Source organism: Vibrio sp. CyArs1 (assembly GCF_022432925.1).
GTDB lineage: Bacteria > Pseudomonadota > Gammaproteobacteria > Enterobacterales > Vibrionaceae > Vibrio > Vibrio mediterranei.
The window spans coordinates 497,732-521,742 of sequence record NZ_JAKRBO010000002.1; the positions used below are offsets into that span (position 1 = coordinate 497,732).

At 43.7% G+C, this 24,011-nt stretch carries 18 protein-coding genes; 5 read left to right on the forward strand and 13 right to left on the reverse strand.

The window, feature by feature from the left end:
* Nucleotides 1-45 precede the first annotated feature (45 nt).
* Nucleotides 46-804 carry a phytanoyl-CoA dioxygenase family protein gene (locus MMA19_RS08940; RefSeq protein WP_240206029.1) on the reverse strand — a complete coding sequence of 253 codons (759 nt, stop codon included), beginning with the start codon at nt 802-804 and terminating at the stop codon, nt 46-48.
* A 204-nt stretch (nt 805-1,008) separates the two neighbouring features.
* On the opposite strand from MMA19_RS08940, the gene MMA19_RS08945 reads away from it, so the two are divergent.
* On the forward strand, nt 1,009-1,869 hold the full coding sequence (locus tag MMA19_RS08945) for an AraC family transcriptional regulator (protein ID WP_006071770.1): 861 nt from the start codon (nt 1,009-1,011) through the stop codon (nt 1,867-1,869).
* Between the two features lie 2 nt (nt 1,870-1,871).
* On the opposite strand, the gene MMA19_RS08950 is transcribed toward MMA19_RS08945, so the two are convergent.
* The 7 genes from MMA19_RS08950 to MMA19_RS08980 all read right to left on the reverse strand — a co-directional run bounded on the left by MMA19_RS08950 (nt 1,872) and on the right by MMA19_RS08980 (nt 8,681).
* The gene (locus MMA19_RS08950) at nt 1,872-2,207 is read right to left on the reverse strand and encodes a fructose PTS transporter subunit IIB (protein WP_006071772.1); all 336 of its coding nucleotides are present in this window, start codon (nt 2,205-2,207) and stop codon (nt 1,872-1,874) included.
* 101 nt (nt 2,208-2,308) lie between these two features.
* Entirely contained in the window at nt 2,309-2,986 is a 678-nt protein-coding gene (locus MMA19_RS08955) for a fructose-6-phosphate aldolase (RefSeq protein ID WP_006071774.1), read from the reverse strand.
* A gap of 64 nt (nt 2,987-3,050) precedes the next feature.
* Entirely contained in the window at nt 3,051-3,908 is an 858-nt protein-coding gene (locus MMA19_RS08960; RefSeq protein WP_240206030.1) for an NAD(P)-dependent oxidoreductase, read from the reverse strand.
* A 2-nt stretch (nt 3,909-3,910) separates the two neighbouring features.
* Nucleotides 3,911-4,822, reverse strand: a complete 912-nt coding sequence (locus tag MMA19_RS08965; protein ID WP_240206031.1) for a [formate-C-acetyltransferase]-activating enzyme — start codon at nt 4,820-4,822, stop codon at nt 3,911-3,913.
* Nucleotides 4,788-7,088: a formate C-acetyltransferase gene (locus tag MMA19_RS08970; protein WP_261359883.1), complete on the reverse strand. Its 2,301-nt coding sequence runs from the start codon at nt 7,086-7,088 to the stop codon at nt 4,788-4,790. The genes MMA19_RS08965 and MMA19_RS08970 overlap by 35 nt, the downstream gene beginning before the upstream one ends.
* Nucleotides 7,089-7,220: 132 nt before the next feature.
* Nucleotides 7,221-7,544, reverse strand: a complete 324-nt coding sequence (locus MMA19_RS08975; protein WP_006071781.1) for a PTS fructose-like transporter subunit IIB — start codon at nt 7,542-7,544, stop codon at nt 7,221-7,223.
* Nucleotides 7,545-7,607: 63 nt separating this feature from the next.
* Nucleotides 7,608-8,681, reverse strand: coding sequence for a PTS fructose transporter subunit EIIC (locus tag MMA19_RS08980; RefSeq protein ID WP_038231172.1), 1,074 nt, complete (start codon nt 8,679-8,681; stop codon nt 7,608-7,610).
* A gap of 486 nt (nt 8,682-9,167) precedes the next feature.
* Between MMA19_RS08980 and ptsP the strand changes: the two genes are divergently transcribed.
* The 4 genes from ptsP (at nt 9,168) to MMA19_RS09000 (ending at nt 16,272) form a co-directional block, all read left to right on the forward strand.
* Nucleotides 9,168-11,669, forward strand: a complete 2,502-nt coding sequence (gene ptsP, locus MMA19_RS08985; RefSeq protein ID WP_124939845.1) for a phosphoenolpyruvate--protein phosphotransferase — start codon at nt 9,168-9,170, stop codon at nt 11,667-11,669.
* A gap of 151 nt (nt 11,670-11,820) precedes the next feature.
* Nucleotides 11,821-12,309 carry a heme-degrading domain-containing protein gene (locus MMA19_RS08990; protein ID WP_240206033.1) on the forward strand — a complete coding sequence of 163 codons (489 nt, stop codon included), beginning with the start codon at nt 11,821-11,823 and terminating at the stop codon, nt 12,307-12,309.
* 5 nt (nt 12,310-12,314) lie between these two features.
* Nucleotides 12,315-12,977 (forward strand): HAD-IA family hydrolase, encoded by a 663-nt coding sequence (locus tag MMA19_RS08995; RefSeq protein ID WP_006071788.1) that lies wholly within the window; start codon nt 12,315-12,317, stop codon nt 12,975-12,977.
* 1,072 nt (nt 12,978-14,049) lie between these two features.
* Nucleotides 14,050-16,272 (forward strand): EAL domain-containing protein, encoded by a 2,223-nt coding sequence (locus tag MMA19_RS09000; RefSeq protein WP_240206034.1) that lies wholly within the window; start codon nt 14,050-14,052, stop codon nt 16,270-16,272.
* A gap of 128 nt (nt 16,273-16,400) precedes the next feature.
* Here the strand turns inward: MMA19_RS09000 and MMA19_RS09005 are convergent, their stop codons facing one another.
* The 5 genes from MMA19_RS09005 to MMA19_RS09025 form a co-directional block, all read right to left on the reverse strand.
* The gene (locus MMA19_RS09005) at nt 16,401-16,970 is read right to left on the reverse strand and encodes a hypothetical protein (RefSeq protein WP_240206035.1); all 570 of its coding nucleotides are present in this window, start codon (nt 16,968-16,970) and stop codon (nt 16,401-16,403) included.
* A 302-nt stretch (nt 16,971-17,272) separates the two neighbouring features.
* A complete protein-coding gene (locus tag MMA19_RS09010; RefSeq protein WP_240206036.1) occupies nt 17,273-18,157 on the reverse strand; it encodes a radical SAM protein in 885 nt (294 codons plus the stop codon).
* Between the two features lie 80 nt (nt 18,158-18,237).
* Nucleotides 18,238-20,205: an excinuclease ABC subunit UvrB gene (gene uvrB, locus MMA19_RS09015; RefSeq protein WP_240206037.1), complete on the reverse strand. Its 1,968-nt coding sequence runs from the start codon at nt 20,203-20,205 to the stop codon at nt 18,238-18,240.
* 75 nt (nt 20,206-20,280) lie between these two features.
* The gene (locus MMA19_RS09020) at nt 20,281-22,068 is read right to left on the reverse strand and encodes an ABC transporter ATP-binding protein (protein WP_240206038.1); all 1,788 of its coding nucleotides are present in this window, start codon (nt 22,066-22,068) and stop codon (nt 20,281-20,283) included.
* Nucleotides 22,062-23,825, reverse strand: coding sequence for an ABC transporter ATP-binding protein (locus MMA19_RS09025; RefSeq protein ID WP_240206039.1), 1,764 nt, complete (start codon nt 23,823-23,825; stop codon nt 22,062-22,064). Before MMA19_RS09025 ends, MMA19_RS09020 begins: the two co-directional genes overlap by 7 nt.
* Between the last annotated feature and the right edge of the window lie 186 nt (nt 23,826-24,011).

Consider the following 24,011-nt stretch of genomic DNA (forward strand, 5'->3'; position numbering starts at 1 on the left):
GTTGAATACTTAGCGCCAACTTATTTACCCAACACACCCGTTAACTTAAACATCCAACAGTCGACGTTGCGACTGATTAAGTCTCATTGAGGTTTCTGCCGTTAACCATTTCTTCTGGTCTTGCTGCTGAACCCCGTCTTTAGCGACATACAACCCATGCAATACACGGCGACGCGTACCTAGCGTATTGACCGTACCTCCGTGCCAGGTGTGGGCATTAAAAATCATAATACTGCCAGCAGGACACTCAAGGTAGACTTCATCTGGATGCGTTGCTTCGGTATCTTCTAAAACATCTTCTGGTAACTCTGGACGTAAATGAGTGCCCGGAATAATCCGAGGGGCGCCATTGTCTCTGCAAAGATCATCAAGTGCCCAGATAGAATTCACTAAATGCACTTTGGGGAAATCGGGCCTTGGTTTCTTCCAATCGCCATGCAGCGGTTGCAAGCCACCACCAGGGTGAGCCTCGCGGCCATTCAAGCTCGACAGTTTGAATTCGCCATTAAAGATATGCTCACAGGCATCAAGCACTAATGGATGACACCAGATTTTTTCCCAGACGGTGCCCTTATTAATCAAATTGGCAATTCGAGTCACCGTCTCTTCTTTGTGGTGCTCAATGGCTAAGTTATCTCCCTCTTTCTCTACAAGGTAGTCAAACTTTGCTCTGAGTTCTTGAAGCCACTCAGGGTCAATCACATCATGAATGATGGTGAAGCCATGAGTGTCTAAATCATCATATTGATGCGGTGTTAATCCCTCTAAAGAGTAGAGGCTAGTTATTGTAGATTCGTGACTCATTTTATTATCCTTCTCGGCTGACTTTTCCCCTACCAATCTACTGTTAAAGCCGTAATAATCCTGTAGGCAATATCTACGATAAACTGGATATTTGTAAGATCGTTTACTAAATGTGAAGCAACGCAAATAGACCAAGCAGGCTTGTCGCGTATACTGGATTCTTATTTAGTTTCGCCTCCACCACCTAGAAGAATGTTATAAAACATGTTAGATAGAACCTACCTCATCGAAGCCTTAGAACACTACGCAACGCATACGGAGCAAATCCACTCATTGCTGTTTGCAGGTAACCTACCAAGCCCACCGCCGCTTGCGTATCAAGTTCACTTTCCTCGTATTGAAATGGTATTAATTGGTGAACTGGAAATGGACGTTGGTAATAGCATAGGAACAGATACGGAGGTCACTCTCAAACAAGGTGATGTTCTCTACTTACCAGCCGAAAGTTGGAATAAACCTAATTGGGATAAACCTGTGGTCACCATGTCAGTCCTTGTGGGTAAGCAAAGTTTTGGGATGAGTCTTTTGAGTTGGGATGGTGAAAAGTTCGATTCGGCAATAAAAGAGAACGTCGCAAGGCGCGGACCGAGAACAGGCTCCTTCATTCTTCAAGCCATTGAGGAATTATCATGGCACTCTCAAGATCAGAATACGTTGCACCTTTTGGCTAGCAGCCTCTTTAGTCATATCCATGACCTGATCCATAACCCACCCGAAACGCCGTCTAAGAGTAAGGCGTTGTTCGATGCAGTAAGAGATTACTTGGAGCAGAACTATCATGAGCCATTGACGCGAGAGTCAGTCGCTAAACATTTCTACGTCTCACCGAACTACCTGTCGCAACTTTTTAACAAAGAGGGAAAAGTGAAGTTCAATGAGTATTTAACGCATATTCGCTTAGAGAGGGCAAAGTACTTACTCAAACAGTATGACACCAAAGTGAAAGAGATTGCGCATCGCTGCGGATTCAACGACAGCAACTACTTCTGCCGAGTATTTAAACAGCAGACAGACCGCTCCCCTTCTGAATATCGGGCGCATTACCAAAGCGGAACGATAGAATAAAGCTAAACGCTTATAACAGTCCCTGCTGGGGCTACTTTAGCGCGCTCGATAGCGTTAATCGCCAGCTCTGGACTACGCAAAAAATCTGAAATCGACATCTTGATTAAGCGTGATTGCTCGAACCTCTCAGCCCCTTCAATGTTGATCTCTGAAATGATAAATGCGACGTCCGCGGCATCAATTGCTGCTTGCTCTAAGGAATTCTCAGCGCCTAATGCTCCCTGTGTCTCCACCTGGATTTTATAACCTGCTTTTTTGGCTGCTTTCTCCAGCAACTCCGCTGCCATATAGGTATGCGCAACGCCACTGATACAAGCCGTAACTCCAACTAACTTCATTATTACCCTAAGATCTTCCTATAGCAAAAAGCCTAGTGAGTATAATCTCACTAGGCATCCGTGTCTTTGTCTATCCTAGCTAAACTTGTTTTTAATCATGTTCATAATAGATCAAGAACCGTTTTGCCTTCACCGTAAGCGCCATGCCAATCACTCATAAAGCCAGCGACACCAGAGTCGGTTAACGGATGAACAAGCAATTGGTCAAACACATCTGGTGCAATCGTAACGGATTGAACCCCTGCTTTTGCCACTTCATGGACTTGTTGAACGTTTTTAAATGAAGCAGCAAGTACTTTTGCATCTAGATTATAGACATCAATTAGGTGGGCCATTTCAGCCGCAACCAACGTGCCATCACCACAGATGTTGTCCAAGCGGTTCACATAAGGAGCAAGGAATTCAGCACCCGCCATAGCGGCCATCAATGCTTGCTGCGGAGTCAAAATCGCCGTTGCAGTAATTCGAATACCTTCAGCGCTGATCAGCTTCATCGCTTTAATACCTTGCGGTGTCACCGGCACTTTAATAATGATTTCAGGGTCAAGCTTACGCAGTGCCTTTGCTTCTTCCAGCATCACCTCTGCAGTGTCACCTACCACCTGAGCATGAAGCATACGCTCAGAGCCAATTAACTCACGAATATCCAAAATGATATCGCGCAGTGAACGGTTTTCTTTTGCGATGATCGTTGGATTGGTCGTCACACCCGCAATCGGATACAGGTCTACCGCTTTCTTAATCGCATCTAAATTGGCGGTATCTAACATATAAATCATGGTACATCTCCAATAACTTTCACTAGTCACGACGCCCTCTCATTTCGGTTCGTCGTTTACTTTTTTAATAACCAAATTCTTTTAAACACTGAGTAATGGCTTGTTTACTCTCAGTAAAGCGGATGCCCTGTGCCGCGAGCTTACTCGTGTCTAAACGAACATCACGCGTCTTAGGCGCATCGCATTGCACCAATAAGTCCGGCAAACGCTGCTCTAATTTGAGTTCCGTCAGAATATGCTCGGCAATGTCATAACGACTCGCGTCATTGTGTGCGCCGGTATGATAGGTGCCATAAGGGATGTCAAAGATCTTAGGAAACTGCTCGATAAGCTCGTGCACATAGGTTAAACCTCGGAACTCATTACCACGTTCGTGCATCACTCCCCCTTTGAATAAGGTTTGAATGGCATTCCAAACCACATTGGGATTGATCGTGGTGTTTCTTTCAGGCAAACCAAACAACCACGTGAACCTCAACACCCACATTTCTGGCAGAATGCTCGCTAACTCTCGCTCTGCTTCCAGTTTGTTCTGACCATAAACGGTGTCAGGAACCGGGATTGATTGTTCTGTGTAAGGACCCGCTTCAGAGTTACCATTGAAAACTTGCTCAGTAGATATGAATACCAGCTTCGCGCCAACTTGCTTACATGCTTTGGCGACATTGATTGCACCTTGGACATTCACTTTATGAGCAGCTTCAGGATGCTCATTACAAAAATCCGTTACAGCAATAGCAGCAGCGTGAATCACGAAATCAGGCTGAAATTCGGTAAATATCTGGTTAACGGCGCTGTTATCAGTGATATCCAGTTGCGCAACGTCCGTCCCTTTAATCTCAAATTCACCTTGGTAACGATTTATAAATCGAGTACCAAAAAAACCACCCGCTCCTGTAATCAAAATTCGTTTCTTGCTCATGTCTAGCCTCCTATGACGACTTTATATCCATGCGCTTCGACATGGCGCTGAATCGCATCAATTTCTTGTTTTGTCGGTACTGGGGTGTCTTTCATGGTGTAGTGCATCCCCAATGTGTCGTATTTATTTGAGCCAAATTGATGAAATGGCAATAAGTGGACCTCTTCAATATCGTAAGGAGCAATAAAGCCAAGTACCCTATCTACATTAATGAGATCGAGGGTGTAGCCTGGTATTAGCGGTAATCTGGGGATGACCTTGCAAGGTTTGGCCATTAACGTCTTAAAGCTTTCGAGTACCTTATCCAGATTAATGCCGATGATCTCCTTAGCTCTGACCTCATCCATCAATTTGAAATCAAACAGAATTTCATCGCAATATTGAGCCATATCGCTCAACTGCTTACTATTTCCATGTCCTGAGGTTTCAATCGCCGTTTTGTATCCCAGTCTTCTTAGCTGCTTTAGAAGTTCGATGCAAAATCTGCCATGCACCAGAATCTCACCACCAGACAAGGTGACCCCACCGCCTGATGTTTGATAGAACACATCATCTTTAGCAATTTCTTTGAGCAGCTCATCAATGGTGACGTCATAACCGACTTGTTCAAACGCACCACTTGGACACTCATCCGCGTCCTGCTCGCAAACATCACAGTGTAAGCACTTGGCTTCCCTGCGAATGTTTACCAAATCAATCGAACGTGACTCTGGGTTAGCACACCAAGGACATTTCAAAGGACAGCCTTTAAAAAAGACCACGGTACGAATACCTTCACCATCATTTAACGAGTATCGCTGGATATTAAATACTCGCGCTTTGAGCTGGGGCGCACTAAACTCCCCAGATTCTGAACAACCTGTTTCGCTCGTTTGGCAATCACAGCTCATGAGCGGTTCTTCGGATAATGTCATCTTGAATTTCTTTCGATAGTTCCACGAAGAAAGCGCTATAGCCGGCTACTCGCACCACCAATCCTGCGTAATCTTCGGGCTTTTCTTGCGCCTTACGTAACGTGTCTGCATTCAATACATTGAACTGAATGTGTTGCAGCTTGAGCTTCATAAATGCTCGTAAGAAATCTCCTAACTTGGTAATGCCCTGCTCTCCCTCTAGGGTTGATGGCGTGAACTTCACATTGAGCAAGCTACCATTCGACAGTAAGTAGTTATCCAGCTTACTGACCGATTTCAGTACCGCAGTCGGGCCTTGCTGATCTTTGCCCAACATAGGAGATAGGCCTCCATCAGCTAATTGCTCACCAGCCAATCTTCCATCTGGTGTTGCACCAACTACAGCACCAAGGGGAACATGAGCAGATACCGTGTATGACCCCGGAGTAAAATATCCACCACGCGGGTTTTCGTAGGTTTCGACTTCCTTACAGAACAGTCTTAACAAGTCAGCACCCAACACATCCACTTCATCGATATCATTGCCATATTTTTCGTAGCGGTTCATCAGACGAGCACGAACTCGTTCGCCCTCTTTACCTTCGAAGTTAGATTCAAGAACCGCGATAAACTCTTCAAAGTTCATACGATTTTCTTCAAATACAAAACGCTTTAACGCCATTAACGAATCAGAAAGGTTGGCTATCCCAATCCCTTGCACCCCCGAGAAATTATAACGACCACCACCATAGGTAATGTCCTTCCCATTCTTGATACAGTCACTAATGAACGAGGACAATAGTGGAACAGGAGCCCAGTCACGATGCCCCACATCACAGATGTTTGACCCTTCAACCATTAGCTGCACATACTGGCAAATGTCAGTGCGAATCTCAGCGAGTAATGTTTCAAAACTGACGTCTTGATTGCCCTTATTGCGCTTAAGTACCAATTCCATGACCTTAAGCAGGTTAAACATCGCTATGTCATGCAGCCCATAGGTTTTCCCCGGAATCGACAGCTCCACACAGCCCACAACAGAATAATCACGCGCATCTTCCAAAGAGACACCACGATTCAAAAACGCCGGCACCACCACTTCATCATTGAATATTTGCGGAATACCTGTGCCTAGACGAATGGTTTCTGCGGTTTTATTGAGAAACGCACGGTCAATGAATTCGTTAACTCGAACACCAAGGTTTGGCTGCGGTAGTTGCACGCTTTGGTACGCATCAAGGCAGAGTGTTGACAGTGTATTAACTGCGCTACGCCCATTTTCAGTCAGACCGCCGAGCAAGATGGTATAACCGGTCGGAAAGCCAGCAAAAAACTTAGCACTGCTGGATGAACGCAGTAGGACAATGTCGTTTGTTTTGACCCACAAACTCTCAAGCAGCTCTTGCAAAAACGCAGGAGATTCACCGTTGGCGATAGAGTCCTGATAAAACGGCATCATATATTGATCAAAACGCCCAAGAGATAGTGAACTCGCATTCGACTCATACTGAAGAATGATATTCATATACCAGAACAGCTGACACGCCTCATAAAAACCTTGCGGTTTTTGTGTGGCGACTTTGCCAGAGATACCTGCAATACGAATTAACTCTGCCGCCCTAACGGGGCACTCGCACTCAGCGGCCATCTGTTTGGCTAACGCTTCGTAACGACGAATATGTCTAGTTGAGGCTTGCAGTAGAATCAGTACCGATTGATAAAACTCGTTGTCACTATTAACGGTTGCTAGCGTAGACATGTCATCGGTCAATGCACCTAACCCGTTTTCAAGTAAGCGATCAAAGTCGATAATGATGTGGCCTTGACCTTTATCGGTTTGGTTAACACTGAATACTTTCTCGGACACCGCTTGTTTGACGTTTTCAGGAATTTGAGCGTTGATAAAATCTTTCATAGAACGCTCGGACCAGTAACTCAGCAGCTTCTCTTTATAGACCACTTTATCTTCTTCAGAGATATAGAATTTATCCTGTGGGCGTGACTCAAAGATATCTAACTCTTTATCAATCCAATAAGGATCCATTTCTGGTGAGACAATACCAGAACGCGGCTTGATGGTGCGGTTTCCGGCAATCAGTTCATCATCACGAATCGATATCGCAACATTATCCAAAACGTGTGCTGTTGCCTTTGCTCGGCGGATAAGCGTATGTTCCCCTTCCGTCTGCTGATGGCTCTCGGTATACAGTAGCGCACGTTCTAGAGAGATTTCACGTTGAGCTTCAAACAGGGCGGACTTTAATCGAGTAATTCTTTCGGTGCTCACAATAGGCTCCATTATTATTGTCTATTGCCACTGATGGGCATTTTCTTGATTCATAACAGAGTCACTTTCGATAACGCTTGAAGAAAGTAACTGTGGTATGAAGGCTCCCTCGTGTTAAGGGAGCCTGACTGGTTATGCTGTCGCTTTCTCTAAGTGAGCTTCAATCTTACTCATCACAGCATCTGCACGCTTGACGGCATCACTCACGCCGATACGAACAATTGTTTTACCCTTGAATCGATCCTCATTCTTGATACCGATATCCTTAGTTAGAATCACGATGTCAGCTTGAGCGACCTCTTCTGCTGTCAGCTCATTTTCAATACCAATTGAGCCCTGAGTTTCAACTTTGCAATTCCAACCTTTTGCTTTTGCTGCTGCCTCTACGGCTTCCGCCGCCATGTAGGTATGCGCTACGCCAGATGGGCACGCTGTAACTGCTACGATATTAGTCATAATTCTCACCTTTATTTTAATGTTCTGTTTTTATTGGATAATATTTAATTCAAAGACTTAGAGTTAACCGATTGATATGTCTAGGTCTAAATCATCAGATTCTTCTTTCTGCGGCTGTTCTACTTTACGACGAGCTTTAAGAAAGTTAACCAGTAGTGCGGTCACTAAAGAGCCAACACCAAGTGCAATTAGGAAACCGAATCGACCGTCTACAACTGGTAGTACAATCAAACCACCCCATGCCGCGAAACACTCAACACCAAGAATCGCTGCAGTCGCCGCACCTACTGCGGTGCCAATCATGATGGAAGGAAGCACACGAAGTGGATCGGCTGCCGCGAATGGAATAGCACCTTCAGTAATACCCATTGTTCCCATTAGAATGGACGCGCGGCCAGCTTCCTGTTCGTCAGCAGCGTATAGCTTCTTGTTCAAGAATGTCGCCAGCCCCATGCCTACAGACGGTGTTGCTACCGCAACTGCACTAATACCCGCGACGTTGTAAATGCCTTCACCGACACAAAGGATGACGAATGCATACGCAACTTTGTTAACTGGACCACCCATATCAAAGGCAATCATTAGGCCCATGATGATAGCGAGTACAACGATACTTGAGTCCTGCATACCTTTTAGGAAACCAGTAAGCGCTTCCGTTGCCGCGCCAATTGGCTCACCGATGCCCCAAACGATGGCACCTGCGGTAATAAATGTACCTATAATTGGAATCACGAAGATTGGCATAATTGAACGAGCAAACGCTGGCACTTTTATCTTCTTCAGATAGAAAACAACAATGCCGCCTAATAGACCCGCGAAGATCGCACCGAAGAAACCAGTGTTGTACATGTTTGCGCCAATGAACGCTGCAATAGCAGAAGGCGCAAGCGCTGAGCGGTCAGCAATCGAATAACCGATGTAAGCAGCTAGAATGGGAACCATAAGTTGGAAGCCGGCTACACCAATAAAGAATAGATCGTGCAGCCACGTTCCTTCTTCAGGCACAGCACCTTCCCCATATAACATGACGGAAGCCGCCAGTAGGATCCCCCCCGCAACCACGAAAGGAATCATGTGAGATACACCTGTCATTAGATGTTGTCTCGTATTTTTAAGAATTGAGATTAAGTCATTCATTGACCTCTCCTTTGAGTACATAAGTATTAAAATTTTTATTAAAGGAAGTACTTCTTTTGTATTTATTGGCTCACGTTTCTGATTAAGCTTCAGAGAAACTCCATCTCTACAGCACAGGGTTATAATAGTGAGCAAAAGTGCTAACCAGTTAGAGGACAAAACTGCTTTTTACTGGATATTTGTTAGATGCAGCGTGAATATTGATCTTGAGCACACTTTACTAGTACTTTTATCAAAAGATGCAAAGCAACCAATTAAACAACTGTTATTAAAGGATTAGTTGAGCATAAAACACTGACACATCTTTTATAAAACTTGATTAAAGTCACATACCAAACTGTATTTTTGAACGGTATCACAAACAGCCCACTACCTTACAAATATCCAGTTTTTAGCACTTTTATCCAATAGTCCACACGGTGCTTTTTGTTAAAGTTGTAGACATAAACGACTAATAACAAATTCGAAACTAAGGACTAAACCCCTATGAGAAGTTTTACCTTTTCTTGTGAGCTACCCAATGGTGTTCACGCAAGACCAGCGGGTCATGTAGAAACCCTTTGTAATCAATACCTATCTAACATTGAGTGGCAGAACGAACGTACTGGTCTATCTGGAAATGCAAAAAGTGTGTTGTCTTTAATAGGGACAGACACACTACTCGGTGACACATGTATGATCACCATAGACGGCGAGGATGAGGAGTCTGCTCTGGAAGCTATACAGAACTTTATTGCGAATGAGTTTCCACATTGCGATTCTCCACTAGAACAAACACACGCTAATGAAGAACAGCAACCACTACCACGTAACTTATCCAACCTCACGAAAGGAGCGATTCGTGCAACTTCCGTGAGCAGTGGCATTGGCCGTGGCGTAGTGGTTAAAGTAGGTGCAATCAACTTTGATCAACTGCCCTACCTTCCTGAAACAAGGGCACTTGAAGAAGAAAAGTCTGAACTAAAAAGCGGTCTCGCTCAGCTTTCTAAGGCCATTGAAGTGCAAGCCAACACATCAGTAGATACGGAAAGCGAAGTGCTTGCCGCGCATCTCTCTATATTGAGGGATGAGTCGTTCGCACAACAACTGAATACTAATCTCGTAGAAGGAAGAAGCTGTGCCCAGGCAGTGGTCGCAACCGCAAAACACTATGCAGAGCAACTACAGAAATCTTCCAGCCAATACCTTCGTGAGCGTGAACTCGACATTCGAGATGTTTGCTTCCAATTACTGCAAACAATCTACGGTGACGAACATTACACCAGCCAACTCGCGCTGACTGAACCCTCTATCTGTATGGCTGAGGACCTCACCCCTAGTCAGTTCTTAGAGCTGGATAAGTCACTGCTAAAAGGTTTGGTTTTGACCCATGGTGGCAGCACATCTCACACAGTTATTCTTGCTCGCTCTTTTGGTATTCCAACAGTCGTTGGAATGAAAGATGGTGCATTGGAGGCCGACATCGGCCAAGAGGTTTATCTTGATGCCAATTTAGGTGCAATCGTCACCGACCTAACTGAACCTGTGGTTCGTTACTACGAACAAGAAAACCGAATCATCAATACGGTTCGAGAGCGCCAGGCTGCGTTCAAAGATACACAGGGTATGACACAAGATGGAAAAAAACTTGAAGTTGCAGCGAACATCGCCCATTCCGTAGAAGCAAAATCAGCATTTGACTCGGGAGCAGAAGCCATCGGTTTATTCCGTACCGAGATGCTATACATGGATCGCAAAAGTGCGCCGAAAGAAGATGAGCTCTACAACATATTCTGCCAAGCACTGGATGCAGCTTCAGGTCGTGCGATCATCGTTCGTACTATCGACATCGGCGGCGATAAACCAGTTGACTACCTCAATATCCCTAAAGAAAACAACCCATTCCTTGGCTACCGTGCAGTACGTATCTACGAAGAGTTTATTGACCTATTTAAAACCCAATTACGAGCTATTCTGCGTGCTTCGGCACATGGTCCGCTGAAGATAATGATTCCAATGATTTCTTCGATGGAGGAGATTTTATGGGTCAAAGACATTCTTGCTGAGATTCGCCAAGAACTCCGTAAAGAACAGGTTCCGTTCGATGAAAAAATCCCGCTTGGCATTATGATGGAAGTTCCTTCTGTAGCCTTTATCATCGATCAATGTTGTGAAGAAGTGGATTTCTTCTCCATCGGCTCTAACGACCTAACTCAATATTTGATGGCCGTTGATCGTGACAATGCAAAAGTAACGAAACACTACAACAGTCTAAATCCAGCATTCTTGAGAACGCTAGACCACGTCGTCAATGAAGTGCATCGTCATGGTAAATGGATTGGACTGTGTGGGGAGCTTGGCGCTAAAGGCTCAGTATTGCCCCTGCTCGTTGGTCTAGGGCTTGATGAAATCAGCATGAGCGCACCAAGCATTGCTGCGACCAAGGAACGCATTTCCAAACTAGATAGCCGAGAATGTCGACAGTTGTTAAACAAAGCAATGCAATGTCGTACACCATTGGAAGTAGAGCATCTACTTGCGCAGTTCCGTATGGCACAAACCGAAGCGCCACTGATTTCAGAAGATTGTATCAAGCTTGATCTCGACCTGCGTAGCAAAGAGGAAGTGATTAAGACACTCGCTGACAATCTATTCCTAACAGGACGTTGCCGTTATCCGAATAAATTGGCGGACGATCTTTGGGCTCGAGAAGATGTGTTCTCAACCGGTCTAGGCTTTGGCTTTGCTATCCCTCATACCAAGAGTGAACACATTGAGCAATCAGCGGTGAGCGTATGCCGTCTAGCGAAGCCTATTCAATGGGGCGATGAAGAGGCGCAGTTTGTCATCATGTTGACGCTGAACAAACACGCAGCCGGCGACCAACATATGAAGATCTTCTCTAAGTTGGCACGTAAAATTATGCATGCCGAATTTCGTGATGCCTTGTTTAACGCCCAATCGAGCAGTGAAATAGAACAGAAACTCATGACGGAGCTAGAGCTATAGTCCCCAATTCCAAATGGAAGTAAGAAGGATTCAAAACCTTCTCACCTCGGACTTGGGCTGACTACTTGTTCGGTTCCAAGTTTTTGGCGAAGTAACCATCATTCGTGTCCAGTGTTACTTCGCCCTTTTTCGTTTTAGAAAGGAGCGGAATATGCCCGCCACTACGACATCAAACACTCAAACAAGACTCGACACCCTTATTGCGGAAGAAAACCTGTTGCAGTTCCCCTATTTCAATCATCAAGTCGCTTGGGATATCGGTAGTGAACTGCGTGCCAACGCCATCGAAAAGCACGCTAAGGTTGCCATCAATATTTCGGTTGGCGAGCAGTGCCTTTTCCACTGTGCACTTGACGGAGCAACGTTAGACAATCAAGAATGGGTGAGAAGAAAATCAAACGTTACCAAGCATTTTCAGCGCAGTTCTTGGTATATGAAGCATTACCTAGAAATGAAGGGAAAGAATATAGAACAAGCTTCCTTCATTGATGAGAAAGATTACAGCCCATTTGGCGGTTCTTTTCCTGTTCGAGTTAAAAACACAGGTATGATAGGAACGATTACGGTTTCAGGTTTGCCTCAACACGAAGACCACCAGCTAATCGTAGATGTACTCTCACAGTATTTGAAAAAGGAATAGTTATCGTGACGACGCTTTCATTTAAAGGTCTGTTATTCGACCTAGACGGTACATTAGTCGACTCAATCCCAGCAGTGACACGTGCATGGTCACGCTGGGGAGAATCTAAAGGTCTCGAGCCTAGCTACGTGATGTCGAGGATTCACGGAAGGCCTGCTATCGAATCAATCGCTGAGCTGCTTAATGCATCAGTCGATACACCAGAAGTTCAAGCCGAATTTGACTATCTAGAACGCTATGAAGCCACCCACACCGAAGGCACCACTGCACTACCTGGCGCCGTTGAGCTACTAAACAGCTTAAATGAGCTCGGTATCCCGTGGGCTATCGTTACCTCTGGTACATTGCCAGTAGCAACAGCTAGAATGAAAGCGGCAAACCTCCCTCAGCCCAAAATCCTTGTTACACCCGAGTTGCTCTCCCAAGGCAAACCACACCCCGAACCTTATTTGAGAGGGGCGAAAGAACTGAATCTGAATCCTGAAGAATGCATCTGCTTTGAAGATGCGGTCGCTGGCCTCAACTCAGGGAACGCAGCAGGTTGCCAGAGCATTGCGGTGCTCAGTCATAGCTCAAGAAGTGAATTGCCTGACGCGGATGGCTATATCTTCAAGCCTTCTGATATTCAGATTGAAAAGACAGAACACGGATTTACCCTGACGTTGTAAGCAGAAAAGGAGGCATACGCCTACCCTGTTCAGAAATTGTCTATTAGTGCTTCTATGTATAGGAAACCTATACCATTGAGCAACCTAGAGTCTGGCAACTCACCATATCGCACCGATGCCCTTTGCTCCTTTAGGGCATTAGTGTTAGCTTCAAACGTATTGAATAGCGCTGATTCTGCTTCTGTACCTCTCGCCACCTAAGACGCTGTCCGCACAACATCAATAGTTCAACTGATCATCAACAAACATACCATTCCCTGTTCTCTTTACTACACTACTATAAGCAACTCCAACTAGTAACACTTTTGTTAATAGCACTGGAAGAGATCATTTGAACAATAATAATAGATTAGTTACCACTGATTCCCTCAGCAAACAAGGCCGTCCATTATCGTCCTTTGATTTACGCTATGTGAGTTTGTTTTTTCTATACATAGTATCTTCATTTCTTTTCTCAATGCTCAGCCCTCAAACTTTAGTTGCATCATTGTGGCCATCAGCTGGTATTGCACTTGCGGGTTGTTTTTTATGGCAGAGACACTTCTTACCTGCAATCTTAGCTGGCTCACTAATATTTAGTATTGGGATTCAATTATTCGATGGGAATGCAACTGGCCTCTCTTTAATAATAACGTCAATTGGAATCAGCTTCGCTTCTACGGTTCAAGCTTGGATAAATTACCGCGTTTTAAGACATCTCTCCTTAAATGTCATTAGCTTAGCCAGCTTTACCAAAGTTACTCTATTTATAGGAGTAGCATTTATATGCTCTCTAATCGGTAGTTTGCTAGTAAACCTGCTCATAGAGCCCACTCATATATTACGCTTTAGCGACAGCTACTGGGCAAATGTAGTCATTCAATGCTTAGGTGACTTTTTAGGTATCATCATTATTACACCTATCGTTGTTATCTTATTTAAATCGCGCGACCGACTAGCCAACAGACTAAAGCACTCTAGGGCTCTGATATTTCCACTTTCTATTGTTTTTATTACACTTATTATCATTCAAAATTACAGTGATAAAACGCTCAAATCCGACAGCCTCAATGAGGTCCAAGTCCGTTCTCAATTGATTGAAAAAAACCTTAATCATCAAGTAGAAAACTATTTAAAGTCTTTATCAACTTTAGCTAGACATCTTTCCGGGAATGGTGACATTACACAAGAAGAGTTTAGAGAGATAACCTTGCCGCTTATCGACAAAACTCCTGGGATTCGAGGGTTTTCTTGGAATCCACTTGTAGAACAGCACCATGTAAGCAAGTTTGAAATAGAGACCAATAACCAAAGCTCTTCGATGTTTAAAGTTCGGGGCACCCCATTGAATGAGTATGATCCTCTCGTTGTTGTAAAATGGATCGAGCCATTCCTTTCCAATGAAAAAGCATTTGGCTTCAATGTGTTCTCTAATGCAGCACGGCGAGAAGCAATGATTCTCGCGCAGAACAATAACTATCCCGTCGCTACAGAGATTATTCAACTTGTCCAACTTGAGACCAAAGAGCCTGGATTTTTAATATTTACTCCGATAAATGATGGACCTTCTCTTGATACCTCAGTTATTACGCGCTCTTTCAATCTATCTGGTTTTGCCGTTGGCGTTTTTGTCGTTGGGGATATTGTTAAAGCAAGTGTGAACAATAGCTCTGCACACTATATGGACGTAGAAATTCTCGACTCTAGTGCAGGAAATGAAGTTATTTACCGCTACTTCTCACCAGACAATTTAGCCCCATCTGAAGGCGCAGTAGAGTTTTCTTTTTCTCAACAAGTGACTACTCGAGAGTGGACCGTCGTTTTATCTGTATCACAACAAGTACTCCTTTCTTTAACCGCTCAAAAATCCGTAACATTTCTCATTTATGAGTCTGTGTTTGGTGCTTTAAGTGTACTGCTTATCATGACGGTGTTTAACAATCATAAGGTCTTATTAAGGCGTGTAAAGAGTCGAACTAAAGAACTGGAAGCGTCAAGAGATCAGCTTAAGCGTTACGCGTTTAACGATGCACTAACCAACTTACCTAACAGACGCATGTTTATCGAGCAAACTAACCATGCTTTAAGATTGGCCGAACGGAATCGTTCGATCGCAGCCGTTCTTTTTCTTGACCTCAATCGTTTTAAACACGTAAACGATAGCCTAGGGCATGACTTTGGCGACAAGTTACTCGTCGAAGTTTCTAAAAGGTTAAGTGGTTGCTTGAGAAGTAGCGACGTACTAGCTCGTTTTGGCGGTGACGAGTTCACAATTCTTATCGAAAACCTTACCAACATAGAACAAGCAATCGCTCTATCCAAAAAGATCATTAATGGGTTGAGAAAACCCATTCAAATTGGGAGAGAGTCCCTTACGATATCAACTAGTATAGGCATTGCCGCTTACCCTAAAGATGGTCAAAATGTCGACGATCTTCTTCGAGCAGCTGATACCGCCATGTATAAAGCAAAAGAGTCATCGGTTGGTTATTTTTGTTACGCGAACACTTTAAGAAAACAAGCACAACACAAACTATTTATTGAATCAGAACTGCCGAGAGCCTTGGAGAAAGGACAGTTTGAATTATACTACCAACCTATTATCGAGCTCCGCTCTGGGAAGCATCTTGGTTGCGAGTGCTTGCTAAGATGGAACCACCCTACCTATGGAGTAATTTCACCCGATTCATTTATACCTATTGCGGAGGTCTCTGGAGAGATCATTCCTATTGGCGCATGGGTCATCGAGCAAGCCTGCAAACAGATCAGAGTGTGGCAAGACCAGAATATTTACCATAAAAAAGTATCAGTAAACGTATCAGTAGTGCAGCTAGTTTCGGGTCAACTAATTGACGATGTGATGGATCCACTTCAACGCTACGGGATTTCACCTGAAGCCCTTGAACTTGAAATTACTGAGAGTGTATTAGTACAAAATATGGGCCAAGCCATCAGGTTCATCACAGAGTTGAAGAAGATTGGGGTAAATATAGCTATCGATGACTATGGAACCGGCTATTCCTCGTTAAGTTATTTAAAGCAACTTCCTGTTGATAGCTTAAAAATCGACAGAATTTTCATAGACCAACTTCACCCAGAAGACATGACGATAGTAAGTTCGACGTTACAAATGGCTAATGAGCTTGGTATTAATGTCATTGCGGAAGGGATACAAACCGCAGAACAAATGAAAATCTTGATAGATCACGATTGTCAGTGGGGTCAAGGTTTTCTATTTAGCAAACCACTCCCCCAATCATCCTACACGGCGTTCTGCCAAAACAGCAAACTTAGCCGTTCAGAACGCTCCAATTGACTCTAGGTCCATTTTAGATACTAAAATCACATAACCGAAGACTAGCGACCGATGAATGATTAAATAGAAAAACCGCGCATACACAGCGCGGCTTTATTTTTTAGCAGTTTGTAAGTGAGCTAGCCAAGCTAATAAGCGAAACAAAAACCTAATTTGTAATCTTCACCACTCTTCGCTGTATATTCCTTGTCTTCATTACTCGCCGTTGGGCGACATTTATCATCGCCTTTTACCAAGCTTACCCAGTGACGAAGACCCGTGGTTTGATGGCCTTCAGACTGACCAAACGTAGTACACGTTTCTAATTGAATATCAGCAATTTGAACCAGCTGTAGAAACCCGTTGCCTTGACGGCGAGCGAACGTAACTTCTACGTGAGTGCCACTTTCGTCGCGAAATAGAATCGAATCCGGAGAACACTTGTCGCCAGTATAAGCAACAAACTGTTTGGCATGGCGCAGGCCGCTATGTTGACCATTTTTGAAGTACGCTTGAACGTGGCGATAGTCAATTTCATAACTTACTACATCCTCGTGAGAACCATTCTCTAGCGGGAACAAGGTATCAAGAAGTTGCTTAGTCATTTGTTGTTTTTGAGTTGGCTTATCAGCGTTGACCATTTCCACGGCAAACACGGCTTCAGCGATAAAATTTTGTGGGTTATGTAGTTCTGTTTTATCGAATGTCTGCATATTCATAGTCTATTCCTTCAGAGGCAATTAATAACAGCTTAAGCAAATACCCTTAACACCTTGTTGGTTTGTCTCGTTATTGCTTGATTATTAGAATAGCGCTTTTTTGACAACAATTTCACAACGAAATTTTCACACTGTCAATTTTACAAAATCACTCTTTGTAAAAATCGATAAAGCACTCTTGGAAATCATATTTATTCTCAATTTTTCAATACGTTAATAAAATCAGACATGCAAAAAACACAAAACCCGCTAAAAGCGAGTTTTGTAAAATTCACTGTGTGAACGAGTAAAAAAGGGGATTTTTACAAACCTCTTTGCCACTCTTGGCGGAGCGAAATTTGCTCTGGATGATGAATTGCCAGCTCAACTTGTTGCAATAATGCCTCTTTATCTTTACCCAGTACTCCCTTGAGCACTAGATAGTTGGAAGCATGATCTGAGCGGAATATTGTCTTGTCTAACTGTAAATGTTCAAGCAATAATTTTATTTCTTTGAATAACTCGAGTTGAGTCAATTGGCGAAAGTCACCGTTATATTCAGCCGCGACGCGCTCTTCACCAAATGGAAAAGACACTACTAAGGTTGAGAGATAGTCTGGCTGAGCGGCATTCATTAGCTTGGCCGAATTCAGTGCATGCTGCTCACTCAAAATAGGGCCGCCTAGACCATTTAGGATCATGACAGAACTTTTCATGCCTGCCGCTTTTATCTTGTTTAGCGCGGCCAACGATGATTCAAATGTCTCACCTTTTTTCACTTTAGCTAGTACTTCGTCATCTACGCTTTCACAACCGATATACATCAAACTCAACCCAAGCTCTCTAAGCTCTGCGAGTTGCTCCGATGTCTTGTTGGTTAAATTTCGTGGCAAACAGTAGCTTGAGATACGTTGAATGTTGGGAAGGTAGCGATGAATTAACTCACAGATCGCTTTAAGACGATGAAATGGTAATGTCATCGCATCACCATCCGCAAGGAAAACTCGGTGAACTCGTGCACCAGACGCGGCCACTTGCTGCAATTCTTGCTCTAGTTCTTCTAGCTTCTTAGGACGAAACTTCTTCTGAGACTGAGTATACATATCGCAGAAAGTGCATTGATTATGGCTACAACCATTGGTTACTTGTAATATCAGCGACGTCCACTCTGACGGTGGTCTAAAAACCGGTTCAATGTAATTGAGCATCCGATATCCTGTTAAGTAAGTGCGTTAGCGAAATCGTAACGCACTTTGACCTCTCGTCCAACGAACAAGGTGAGCTAGAACTACATAAATATGAACTGCCTATATAAACTATCCAGTTCCGCTCGAATTTGCGCATCATTTTGCACAGAGACCGCTTCAAGCAGTCCTTTCTCGCGCGCGGTGATTTGTTGACAAAGGCTAGCAAGACTGTCGCAAAACGCGACATTATGACAAGCCTGCTGCTGCGCCTCTTCCATTGCTGATGCTACTTTACGACGCGATGTAGCGGGCACAATCGCATTTGCTTGATTATAAACTTGTTGTCTTTTACGTCTTTGTAGCGATTCGTCTATCGCTTGCTTCATGGCGGGTGTGATTCTATCGGCATACAAAATCGCCTTACCATTGGCATTTCGTGCTGCTCGACCAATGATCTGAATCAGCGCTTCTACCGAACGTAGAAATCCTGCGTGGTCCGCGTCGAGAATGGCAACCAAGGAAGCTTCGGGAATATCCAGTCCTTCTCTGAGTAAGTTGATACCAATCAAGACATCGAACTCCCCAGCCCTTAATCCATTGATAATACCAACTCTTTCTGAGGTTTTAATATCGGAATGTAAGTAACGAACGCGTATTCCCTGCTCCGCCATATAGTCGTTTAACGACTCCGCACTTACCTTAGTTAAAGTGGTCACGAGCACTCGTTCATTATTACTGGTACGCTGACGTACCTCCTTTAACAGGTCTTCCATATTGTTAGCTGATGGGCGCACCTCAACCTCAGGGTCAAGCAAACCTGTTGGTCGAATAATTTGTTCAACCACCACTCCACCTGAACGCTGAACTTCGTATTTTCCTGGCGTCGCAGAAACAAAAATTGTCTGCGGTTTTGCCTTTTCAAATTCATTGAACGTCAGTGGACGATTATTTAAAGCTGAAGGAAGACGAAACCCGTAATCAATAAGGGTATCTTTACGACTTCGGTCTGATTTCGACATTGCTGAAATCTGAGGAACCATCACGTGAGACTCGTCGATAAACACCAGCCCATCCTTAGGTAGGTAATCCATTAATGTCGTCGGCGGTAGCTCAGGATCTCGTTCATTAAGATAACAGGCATAGTTTTCGATACCGGAGCAATAACCGTATTGCTGCATCATTTCAATATCATGCATACACCGTTCGTAAAGCCTTGCCGCCTCGGTTAATCGGTTTGCTTCGTTGAGCTCTCTAACTCTTTGTTCCATTTCAATACGGATCAACTCACTGGCTTTACGGACTTTTTGTGGTGACGACGCATAGAGTGTTTTAGGTGAAATCTTGTACTCTGTGCAAGATTTTAAGAGTGTACCCACGATAGGGTCGACCCAATCAAGTTGCTGAATAACGCCGTTATTTAAAGTAATGCGAATAGCATCTTGGGCAGAATCAGCTGGAAACACATCTATTTCGTCACCACGAATGCGAAAACCAGCGCGCTCTAACTTGGGCTCGGTAAGGGTATATTGTAAGCGTGCTAATCGTTCCGTTAAATCAGCTATATCTAGCGCCTCACCTACTGCGAGCGATATTTGTAAGTCTCGATAAGTTTGCGGATCGCCTAACCCGTAGACAGAAGAAACGGAAGCCACCACAATAACGTCTCTTCTCTCAATCAGTGACTTGGTTGCCGAGAGCCTTAGTCGCTCTAGCTGTTCGTTAATCGCGGAGTCTTTGCGGATAAAACGGTCGCTACCGGGAATGTAGACTTCTGGCTGAAAGTAATCGTAATAGGAAACAAAATACTCAACGGCATTCTCGGGAAAGAAGTGACACATCTCGCTATATAACTGGGAAGCTAATGTTTTGTTATGAGCAAGAATCAACGTGGGTCGTTTCAAGCGATGGATAATATTCGCCATCGTGAATGTTTTACCCGACCCCGTTACGCCTTGTAATGTTTGATGACTTTTACCACCTTCGATGCCTGAGATTAAACGAGCGATGGCTTCAGGCTGGTCTCCTGAAGGTGAGTATGCGGAATGAAGAATAAATTTGTTTTTAGACATATACTCGCCCTCTGAAGAACAGTACTAAAGTATATGCCTATTATCGTCAAAGTGACTAAGCGAAGCTTGCTTGAATCATATAGCTTCTGCAGAATCGATCTCACTTGTGTCCCCTGTCGACTCACTTAACAACCCTGCATAGATGCCATTAATAGACACCAAATGTCCATGGTTGCCCTGTTCGACTATTCGACCCTTTTCTAATACTAAAATTTGATCCGAGTGTTTGATGGTACTTAAACGGTGAGCAATAGCGATAACCGTTTTTTCCTCAAATAAACGCTGCATGGCTTTCTGAATAAGATCTTCAGTAATCGAATCTACAGAGCTTGTCGCTTCATCAAGCATCATAATCTGCCCACCTTGAGCAACTGCTCGAGCAAACGAAATAAGCTGCGTCTGCCCCACCGATAAGTTCGAACCATTCTTATCTAAAACCGAGTCATAACTTCGAGGTAACTGTTCTATAAATCGATCAGCATAGACATAGCGTGCGGCTTGCTCAACTTGTTCACGCAAAATCCCTGGTTTGCCAAGGGCGATATTGAACTCGATACTTTCTTCAAACAAATGAACATCTTGCATCATCATCGAAAATAGGTGTGCCGAGTCATCCACTGAAATCTTCGATAACTCAATGCCATTTAACAGAATACTGCCCTCATAATCTTGATAGGTTTTTGAAATCAATCTCATGATGGTTGATTTTCCAGAGCCAGTAGAACCTACCAAAGCGATTTGATGGCCTTTTTCCAGTACAAAAGAGACATCTTTGAGTACATACGGAGCGTCTTGCTTATATCGAAAACTAACATTAATGAACTCTAAGCTCACAAACTCTTGCAATGGCTGTTGGACCTGATGACTCGGTAACAAGGTTCGACCTTGTTCCTCCGTCGGCTCAACAAACAGTTCTTCGATATGATCAAACGCCGCAAATGAGCTTTGAATAGAGGCAATTTGAGAGGTGAAATCACGAATCGGCACAAACACTTTTTCTAACGTATTAATAAAAGCAATCAGTACACCTAAAGTCAGCGTTCCAGCTAGCACTTGTTCAGAACCATACCAAATCATGAGACCAATGGTTACCGACGTCACACCAGAAATGAAAGAGAATAAGATGGCGTCATACTTATTAATTTTCTTTTGAGCAACCAAAAACTCATCAATATGCCCATTGTATTTCGCTTCTACTTTCTCTTCAGCGCGGTACATTTGAACGGTACTCATACCGAACAACAATTCTTGCAGATAACCGATACCTCTTGCTAAGGATGCGCGCGTTATCTTATGTAAAGCTCTTAGACGATTACGTACATACACCGTTAAATACATAACAGGTGGCATGACTACTAATACGATCAAAGTCAGCTTCCAATCGATAAATAGCATCATTACCAACAAGGCAATGGTGTTTATTGAATCCTTTACCAACCCGACAACTGATTGCACAAACGTTTCACCGATAGTCTCTAAATCACTCGTCAGACGTGACAACGTGACGCCTGCTGGCGTATTGTCGAAATAGCTGCGCGGAAGTCTGAGTACGCGTTCAAACAACACAGCACGCATGTCGGTAATCGTTAGTTGACCAGTTTTTCTTAAATTGTAAGCATAAGTGGTGTCCACCACGTACCCAGCAATAAGGACTAGAACCAAATACACCACATACTGCATTAACCCAGCGAAGTCATTTTGTCCCAACTGCACGTCAATAACTTGGATAATTAACCAGGGGAATAACAAGCTGGTTGCGACCGACAGAGGAAGCATAGCAATACCAATCAGAGCGGTTTTCTTGTATTTCTTAGCGAACTTGAAGAAGTGCTTGAGATACTTTACGTCGACACCTTTTAACATGCGCTCGCCTCCGCTTCATTTTGCTGAAGCTGCCACGTTTCCAAATAGTACGGACATGTTTTCAGTAACGTTTTATGGTCACCTTTCGCAATTATCTTGCCTTCATTAAGTACGATGATCTCATCCATATATTCTAAAGCGTTAACACGGTGCGATACCACGAGCACCGATTGGTGTTTGAGTCGCTCAAATAACCCATTCAATATTTTACGTTCGGTTTCGTAATCAACCGCAGAGAGTACGTTATCCATAATGACAAGGTCTGCGGGCTCTAAGAGTGCTCGTGCAATGCTCAACCTCTGCTTTTGCCCACCAGAGAGCATAATGCCTTTTTCACCTACCAGAGTTTGATCACCATCCTCAAACCTAGCCACATCGTTTGCAAGCTGGCTCAGCGATAGCACTTCGTCCACTTGCTCCTTGGTGGCATCATTGTTGGCACTACCAAATCGAATATTCTCTTCTACCGTGGCCGAGAACAGATAAGGGTCTTGGGTGACGGTTTTAACATAGCGACGCAAGTCACTGCGGGAAAAATCCGTAATGTCTTTACCACCTAAGAAAATCGCATTAGTGGGAACATCTAAATGATGATTCAGGCAGTTCACCAAGGTTGTTTTGCCTGAGCCGATTCCACCAAGTACCCCTACTTTTTTCCCCGCTGGAATGTCAAAGCTGATATTGTCCAAAATCAGCCGTTCATCATTTGGATAATGAAAACTCAAATTTCTTACCGATAACGACTCCCCTTTCAACTGTTCAACATCCTCATCAGCGAGACGAGTTTGATCAGTTTCAGGGATTTTAGCATTGAGGATAGTTTGAGCACTTTGAATACCAACAATACCTCGCTGGTAGATAGTCGCGATTCGACCAAGCTGCATCAGTGGCATAGCTAATAACACAGAATAAGTAAGAAATGCGGTAATTTCGCCAAGAGTTAGCTCTTGATTCATCAGCATGTAACCACCTAGACCGAGAATTAATATCTTCATTAGGTCATTGGCGTAATCAAGTACCGGTAAAAAGAACACCTGGATTCGAGTAATCTGCATTCGGCAACGCAGCAGTTGCTGATTGAGCTTCTCTATTTCTGTAGTTACCCAAGGTGACATGCGTTGATTCTTAATCAAGTCGATGCCTGATAAGTAGCTCATAAGCTGAGCAGACAAGCTTTGTAGCCGATTCATATGCTCAGTGTGTAACACTTTCATTCGCTTAAATCCAATGCGGAAAATCACAAAAGCAATGGAGATTGGAATGACTGAATACATGGTCAGTTCTGGAGAGATACGCCACATCCAAATTGGTGTCAGAGAAAGAGCAAACATAGTGTTGAAGAACTGGAGAAAGCCAATCCCAAACATCAGTCGAACCCCCATCACATCGTTGTTCATGATAGAAATGAGTCGACCTGATTCAAACTTCTCGTGGTAGCTATTTGGTAGTCGATTGAGCTGTTTTAACAGTCTATTTTTAAGTGCAGCTTCTGCAATCCTTCCGGGGTTAAGCGCATACACTCGAGAGAGAATACGTACCACAACCATAGCTACAGACATGCCCACTACGATGGCGACATAAGTTTGCAATTGTTGATGACCGTCATTCGACGCATCATCAATCAGATCTATCGCCAGTTGGATATAGCGTGGAATTTCTACTTGCAGCCAGTTAACGAGAAAAATAAAAATGATCGCGAAAATATAGGATTTGCGATTCATATACAAATAGTGCGAAATCAACTGCCTAGTGTTCATAAAGCTCTTTATTTGGAAAGATTTAGGGGCGTACTAGTCGATGCTGATATGACCAGATTGTGTCAGTAGCATAGGATTAGCTTTAAAATATGGTTGATAATATCAACTTTAATTAAAGATGTGAATGGTACTGGATCAATTTAATAACGATTAACGTAACTGGTCAAGTAGGACGAAAAAACCTCC

Coding starts and splice junctions, on each gene's coding strand:
- MMA19_RS09020 (WP_240206038.1), bottom strand. CDS start 22,068: ATGTTAAAAGGTGTCGACGTAAAGTATCTCAAGCACTTCTTCAAGTTC.
- MMA19_RS08975 (WP_006071781.1), bottom strand. CDS start 7,544: ATGACTAATATCGTAGCAGTTACAGCGTGCCCATCTGGCGTAGCGCAT.
- MMA19_RS08980 (WP_038231172.1), bottom strand. CDS start 8,681: ATGAATGACTTAATCTCAATTCTTAAAAATACGAGACAACATCTAATG.
- uvrB (WP_240206037.1), bottom strand. CDS start 20,205: ATGTCTAAAAACAAATTTATTCTTCATTCCGCATACTCACCTTCAGGA.
- MMA19_RS09010 (WP_240206036.1), bottom strand. CDS start 18,157: ATGCTCAATTACATTGAACCGGTTTTTAGACCACCGTCAGAGTGGACG.
- MMA19_RS09005 (WP_240206035.1), bottom strand. CDS start 16,970: ATGAATATGCAGACATTCGATAAAACAGAACTACATAACCCACAAAAT.
- MMA19_RS08990 (WP_240206033.1), top strand. CDS start 11,821: ATGCCCGCCACTACGACATCAAACACTCAAACAAGACTCGACACCCTT.
- MMA19_RS08965 (WP_240206031.1), bottom strand. CDS start 4,822: ATGACATTATCCGAAGAACCGCTCATGAGCTGTGATTGCCAAACGAGC.
- ptsP (WP_124939845.1), top strand. CDS start 9,168: ATGAGAAGTTTTACCTTTTCTTGTGAGCTACCCAATGGTGTTCACGCA.
- MMA19_RS08950 (WP_006071772.1), bottom strand. CDS start 2,207: ATGAAGTTAGTTGGAGTTACGGCTTGTATCAGTGGCGTTGCGCATACC.
- MMA19_RS08945 (WP_006071770.1), top strand. CDS start 1,009: ATGTTAGATAGAACCTACCTCATCGAAGCCTTAGAACACTACGCAACG.
- MMA19_RS08960 (WP_240206030.1), bottom strand. CDS start 3,908: ATGAGCAAGAAACGAATTTTGATTACAGGAGCGGGTGGTTTTTTTGGT.
- MMA19_RS08955 (WP_006071774.1), bottom strand. CDS start 2,986: ATGATTTATATGTTAGATACCGCCAATTTAGATGCGATTAAGAAAGCG.
- MMA19_RS08940 (WP_240206029.1), bottom strand. CDS start 804: ATGAGTCACGAATCTACAATAACTAGCCTCTACTCTTTAGAGGGATTA.
- MMA19_RS09025 (WP_240206039.1), bottom strand. CDS start 23,825: ATGAACACTAGGCAGTTGATTTCGCACTATTTGTATATGAATCGCAAA.